This window comes from Streptomyces graminilatus (assembly GCF_001418565.1).
Lineage (GTDB): Bacteria > Actinomycetota > Actinomycetes > Streptomycetales > Streptomycetaceae > Streptomyces > Streptomyces graminilatus.
The window spans coordinates 1-6,009 of sequence record NZ_LIQQ01000243.1 but is presented as its reverse complement, the minus strand read 5'-3'; the positions used below and the strand labels follow the sequence as shown (position 1 = coordinate 6,009).

At 71.5% G+C, this 6,009-nt stretch carries 6 protein-coding genes; 4 read left to right on the top strand and 2 right to left on the bottom strand.

The window, feature by feature from the left end:
- From AOK08_RS20930 to AOK08_RS20920, 3 genes are all read left to right on the top strand, one after another.
- On the top strand, positions 1-700 hold a 700-nt coding region (locus tag AOK08_RS20930; RefSeq protein WP_055528193.1), incomplete at its 5' end, for a GntR family transcriptional regulator.
- Positions 701-725: 25 nt separating this feature from the next.
- Positions 726-1,238 (top strand): GNAT family N-acetyltransferase, encoded by a 513-nt coding sequence (locus AOK08_RS20925; protein WP_055528189.1) that lies wholly within the window; start codon positions 726-728, stop codon positions 1,236-1,238.
- A 168-nt stretch (positions 1,239-1,406) separates the two neighbouring features.
- Complete coding sequence (locus AOK08_RS20920) at positions 1,407-1,709, top strand: hypothetical protein (protein WP_055528206.1); 303 nt, start codon at positions 1,407-1,409, stop codon at positions 1,707-1,709.
- Positions 1,710-1,812: 103 nt separating this feature from the next.
- Here AOK08_RS20920 and AOK08_RS20915 read toward each other — a convergent pair whose 3' ends face one another.
- Complete coding sequence (locus AOK08_RS20915; protein ID WP_241827029.1) at positions 1,813-3,060, bottom strand: MFS transporter; 1,248 nt, start codon at positions 3,058-3,060, stop codon at positions 1,813-1,815.
- A gap of 206 nt (positions 3,061-3,266) precedes the next feature.
- Between AOK08_RS20915 and AOK08_RS43410 the strand changes: the two genes are divergently transcribed.
- Positions 3,267-4,364, top strand: coding sequence for a GlxA family transcriptional regulator (locus AOK08_RS43410; RefSeq protein ID WP_079054163.1), 1,098 nt, complete (start codon positions 3,267-3,269; stop codon positions 4,362-4,364).
- Here the strand turns inward: AOK08_RS43410 and AOK08_RS20905 are convergent.
- Entirely contained in the window at positions 4,248-5,714 is a 1,467-nt protein-coding gene (locus AOK08_RS20905) for a hypothetical protein (protein ID WP_055528173.1), read from the bottom strand. The two genes, AOK08_RS43410 and AOK08_RS20905, sit on opposite strands and share 117 nt — an antisense overlap.
- Positions 5,715-6,009: the final 295 nt, after the last annotated feature.

Genomic DNA, 6,009 nt, shown 5'->3' with positions numbered 1-6,009 from the left:
GGCCGGGCAGCTCGCGCCCGGCGACAAGCTGCCGTCCGAACGCAATCTCGCCCAGCAGTACGGAGCCGCCCGCAACACGGCCCGCGAGGCCATCCGGCTCCTCGCCGAGGAAGGGCTGGTGACGGCACGTCACGGAAGCGGTGTCTTCGTACGCGAGCCGCAAAGGCTGCTGCGCTTCGGCAGCGACCGCTACTCCCGTGCGCACCGCGAAACCGGCCTCACCCCTTTTCGGCTCGAAGCTCAGCGTCAGGGCAAGGAGGCCCGTATCGACGTCGTGAGCATCACCCGGGCACGCCCGCCCGAGGACATCGCCGAGCGCCTCAACGTTCCCGCCGAGGACGAAAGCGTGCTGCACCGGGAGAACCACTACTTCGCCGACGACGAGCCCGTCCAGATCGTGTCGACCTACCTGCGCTGGGACGAAGCACAGGACACACCGCTCACCCGGCCCAACACCGGCAAGGACGGGATCTACGGCCGGCTTGAGGAACTCGGTCACGTCATGACCCGCGTACGGGACGAGATCACCGCACGCATGCCGACGCCGGCCGAGGCAGCCGCCCTTGCCCTGCCCTCCGGTGTCCCCGTCATCGAGGTTCTGCACACGAGTCTGGACCAGGAGGGCAGTCCGTTCGAGGTGTCCCGCTACGTGCACCGCGCGGACCGCACCGGCCTGCTCTACGAACTGCCCGTCGACTGAACACCGCCCCCAGCAGGAGCCCGGCATGGACAACACCGCCACCATCCGCCCCTACGAGGACACGGACCTCCCCGGCGCGGCAGCGGCCCTGACCGACGTCCACGCCACCGACGGCTACCCGGTCGAGGGCGTCGCCCACCCGGAGGCGTGGCTGCGGTCGGACGACGTGCTCGCCTCCTGGGTCGCCGAGGCCGACGGGCGGATCGTCGGCCACGTGGCGGTGATGCGCCCGCGTGGCGAGGACGCCGTGACCCTGTGGGCAGGCCGGAGTGGGGACGACGAGCAGCACATCGCGGTGCTGGCCCGCCTCTTCGTCGTCAGCGGCGCACGGCAACGGGCCCTGGGTGAACGTCTCGTACGGACCGCCACGCACTACGCACGACACCACAACCGCCGCCTCGTCCTGGACGTCATGGCCAAGGACACCGCCGCCATCCGCCTCTACGAGCGCCTCGGCTGGCTCCGAACCGGCGAGGCCGCACACAGGTACGGCAACGGGCAGCAGATCCAGGCCATTTGTTACGTGGCTCAGCCGTAGGCGCGGCTCGCGCCAGCATCGTGCCTATCACCTGGTTCGGCGGCCTCTTCATCACGCGCCCAGCCTCATTCGTCGCAATCAGCATGGGCGCGATCCTCCGGCATGGCTCTGACATCGGCCCTGTGGACGATCCGAGGGCTCCGTCATGATGGGCCGGTGACGACATGGATGCGCTGCTATTGGGACCTGGAAGACATCTGGTTCTACTTCGAGGTCGACGCCGAGAGTTGGGTGACCCGTCAGATCGAGCTCCAAGGGCCTGGACTGACCCCGGTAGCGGCAGCCTCCCTCGACGAATGGCAGCAGGCCCACGCTGCGGGCAAACTCGCCGAGTACGACAGCCGGTTCGGGATAACAGCGGAACTGCCCGTCTCGGAGTGGGAAGGCCATGATCCGGAGCAGCTGACCTTCGAGGAGTTCGAGGAGATCTGGGACGCCGCCCGCCGACAGATCGCAGCCCGCCCTGCATGACAGGAACCACCTGCCAGGCGCTCGGCTGATCGACAGCGGTGCCGAAACCACCCACGACCGTTTGACGGGGGGGCGAATCCGCGTCAAACGGGGGCGGACAGCCTCAAGCCGCAACCAGCCCGCCCACCGGCCGCCGCCGAATCACCAACGCCATCAATGCGGCCGCCGCGCACAACGCCCCCGACGCGTACCAGACCACGTCGTACGCGCCGAAGATGTCCCGGGCCAGGCCGCCCAGGAAGGCTACGAGGGCCGCGCCGACCTGGTGGGAGGCGAGGACCCAGCCGAAGACGATCGCGCTGTCGTCGCCGTAGTGCTCGCGGCACAGGGCGACCGTGGGCGGGACCGTGGCGACCCAGTCGAGGCCGTAGAAGACGATGAAGAAGATCATCGGAGGGTGGACGGACGGCGCCAGCAGCATTGGAAGGAACAACAGCGAGACTCCGCGCAGCGCGTAGTACACCGCCAGCAGGCGGCGCGGGTCGTGGCGGTCGGTGAACCAGCCGGAGGCGATCGTGCCGACCACGTCGAAGACGCCGACGACCGCGAGCAGTGAGGCGGCTGCCGTGATCGGCATGCCGTGGTCGTGGGCGGCGGGCACGAAGTGGGTCTGGATCAGGCCGTTGGTGGAGGCCCCGCAGATCGCGAACGTGCCCGCGAGGAGCCAGAACGGGCCGGTGCGGACCGCCGACAGCAGCACCTGGACCGTACGGCGTGCCGCGCCCTGGACAGGGGGCGGCTTCGGTACGAACTCCGTTGCCCCGTACGGCTTCAGGCCAACGTCGGCCGGGTGGTCGCGCAGCAGCAGCCAGACGAAGGGGACGACCGTGAGGGCCGCCAGGGACACCGTCACCGCCGCCGGGCGCCAGTCGTACGTCTCGATGATCCACGACAGGAGGGGCAGGAAGATCAACTGGCCGGAGGCCGAGGCCGCCGTCAGGATGCCCGTCACCAGGCCCCGGCGCTCGGTGAACCAGCGGTTGGTGACCGTCGCCGCGAAGGCCAGCGCCATCGAACCCGTGCCGAGCCCCACCAACAGGCCCCAGCACAGCATCAGTTGCCAGGCCGCCGTCATCCACACGGTCAGTCCGGAGCCCAGCGCGATGATCCCGAGGGCGGCCGCGACGACCCGCCGGATGCCGAAGCGGTCCATCAGCGCGGCGGCGAAGGGCGCCGTCAGCCCGTACAGCGCGAGGTTGATGGAGACGGCCGCGCCGATCGTGCCGCGCGACCAGCCGAAGTCGGCGTGCAGCGGGTCAATGAGCAGCCCGGGCAGGGAGCGGAAGGCCGCCGCGCCGATGATCGTCACGAACGCGACAGCGGCGACGAACCAGGCCCGGTGCGGTGACATTTTGCGGCTCCGCCGCGGGCCGAAGCGCGGCGCCCGGTCGGGCTTCTGGCCGTGATCGGGGGCGTCCGCGGCATCGGCGGGTGCGTCGGGGGCGGCATTTGTGCCATCTGCTGTCTGTCTGGGCGTCGTCGTCACGCCGTCAAGTTTCCGGCCCGCATTCCATCCCATCGAGTGGCCGGAAGGACAGCATTCGCTAGGATCGGGCCATGACCTCGCCTCGCTCTGAAAGGGACACCCCGGTGGAGCCGGTAGATCCGGCGGACGCGGCGGAGCCTGCCTTCCGGCCCCACCGCGTCGTCGTCCTCGCCCTCGACGGAGTGCTTCCCTTCGAACTGGGCATCCCCCACCGCATCTTCGGCCGCCCCAGGGACGCCCGTCGCCGGCATCTGTACGAGGTCGTCACCTGCTCCGTCCGGCCGCCGGGACCGGTCGAGACCGACGCCGACTTCACCGTCCAGGTCGCCCACGGCCCCGAGATCCTGGCCACCGCCGACACGGTGATCGTCCCGGCGTCGTACGAACTCGGCCCGGTGTTCGAGGAGGGCGTGCTGACCGACGAGCTGGCCGCCGCCCTCGCCCACGTCCGGCCGGGCACCCGGTTCGCCTCCATCTGCACCGGCGTGTACGTGCTCGCCGCCGCCGGTCTGCTGGAAGGGCGCCCGGCCACCACCCACTGGGCCGACGCCGAGCACTTCCAGCGGACGTTCCCCGGGATCAAGGTCGACGCGGACGTCCTGTTCATCGACGACGGTGACGTGCTCACCTCGGCAGGCGTCGCGGCCGGGGTCGACCTGTGCCTGCACATGGTGCGCCGCGACCACGGCACCGCCGTCGCCAACGAGGTGGCCCGCCGTACGGTCGTACCGCCGCACCGTGACGGCGGGCAGGCCCAGTACATCCAACGCCCGGTCCCGGAGCCCCAGTTGGCGACCACGGCCACCGCCCGCGCCTGGGCGCTCGACCGCCTCCACGAGCCGCTGCAACTGCGCGACATGGCCGAGCGTGAGTCGATGTCGGTACGTACGTTCACGCGCCGGTTCCGCGAGGAGGTCGGCGTCAGCCCCGGCCAGTGGCTCACCCGGCAGCGCGTGGAGCGGGCCCGGCACCTGCTGGAGTCCACCGGGCTCTCCGTCGACCAGGTGGCCCGCGACGCCGGCTTCGGCACGGCCCAGTCCATGCGCCAGCACCTACAGGCGGTGCTCGGGGTCACGCCGACCGCGTATCGCCGTACCTTCCGGACCGGGGGCGTCGAGGTGGCCGGAGGCGGCGAGGCGGCAAGGGTCGGCGCCCGGATCGCGAGCTGAGCCGAGGGGTCCCGTTGAACCCGCGGAACCCGCGGAACCCCTGTCCACCTGGTCCACCGGGCCCGCCGGGGCGGCGCCACCGGCGCTCACGACCATGACGGCGATGTCGGCCGTGTCGGCCCCAGGTGCCGTTGGCCGCTCACCGGAGCGCTTCTCACCCCACCATCCGATCGCCCCCAGCACCAGTGTCAGGGCCACGCCGGCCAGGATGGCGTTGGACGGGGTCGTCACCGGCAGCAGGGCGCCCGCGAGGGAGCCGGTGGCCGCGTAGCCCACGCCGGCAGCCGCGTACATCACCGAGTAGCCCGCGGCCAGGATGCCCGGCGGCAGGGCCTCGCGCAGCGCCAGGTTGCGGTTGAGGAGCCCGCCCGCCTGGAGCATGCCGCCCACGGCCAGCGCGCCCGCGATCCCCGTCGCGCTCGGTATCAGCGCGACCAGTGTCATGCACGCCGACATCCCGCAGATCAGCACGGCACCGCGGTTGCGCGGCAGCCCCGGCCAGTCGCGCAGCCCGTAGAGGAACGCGCCGAGGCCGCCGCCCACCGCAAGACCCGTCAGCAGCGGGCCGGACCAGCCGACGCGGATGCCGCGCTGTTCGAGGAGGGCGGGCAGGACGAGTTCGGCCAGACCGAGCAGCGCGAGTCCGGCCGCGCCCGTGACGAACACCGGCCAGGCACGGATCAGCACCCGCAGCGGCGACTCACCGGCCCGCCCCTGGCCGCCCGCGCCGCCCCTGCCATCCGCGTCGCCCGTGTCGCCCCCGCCATCCGTGTCGCCCGTCTTCCAGCCCACCGGCAGCAGCCACAGGCCCGCGACCGCCGAGGCCATCAAGGCAGCCGCGAGCAGCGGCGGTACGCGCGGCGCGACGCCCAGGGCAAGACCGGTGACGGCGGCGGGCGAGACGGCCCAGATGACCGACACGAGTATCGACTCCGTGGACATCGCCTGTGCCACGGCACGTTCCGGGACCAGGTCGGTGAGCATCGCGCGCAGGCCGCCGGCGGATGCGGCCGGGGCGCCACCGGCCAGGAACGCGAACGCGGCCAGGACCACCGGATGCGCCCCGGGAAGCGCCCCGAGGCCCACGAACCCGGCGCATCCGGCCGCGAGGCCCGTGGCCAACTGGGGCCGGGCCCGTTCGGGTCGCAGCCGCATGCCGAGCACCGGGGCGCCGACGATCTCGCCGAGCACATAGGCCGCGGCGAGAACCGCGCCCAGCGCATAGCCGCCGGGACGCTCACGCACCAGGAACACCACGGCAAGCGGCGCCATGGCCACCGGCATCCGGGCGCCGACGGACGTACAGGCCCAGATGACGACCTGCTTCGAGGCGACATCGCGATAACTCATGAGCCGAAGGTAGAGGCCGGGACCGACATTGCCCGAGGGGATTTCCGGCGCCTGTGGACAACTTCTGGCATGCCCCACTCAGAAGGCGATCCCATCACCCAGGGACTGATCCCGCGCGCAGAGGTGATCCCCGAGTCGGAAGCGATCACCGAGTCGGAAACTGACCCCAGCCAGCAGGTAGATCCCAGCCCGGAGAGCGATCGCAGCCCGGAAGGCGCCCCCAGCCCGGACAGAGATCCCGCCCAGAAGGCGACCAGCCCGCACAGTGACCCCCAGCTCAGAAAGTAAGCACCCC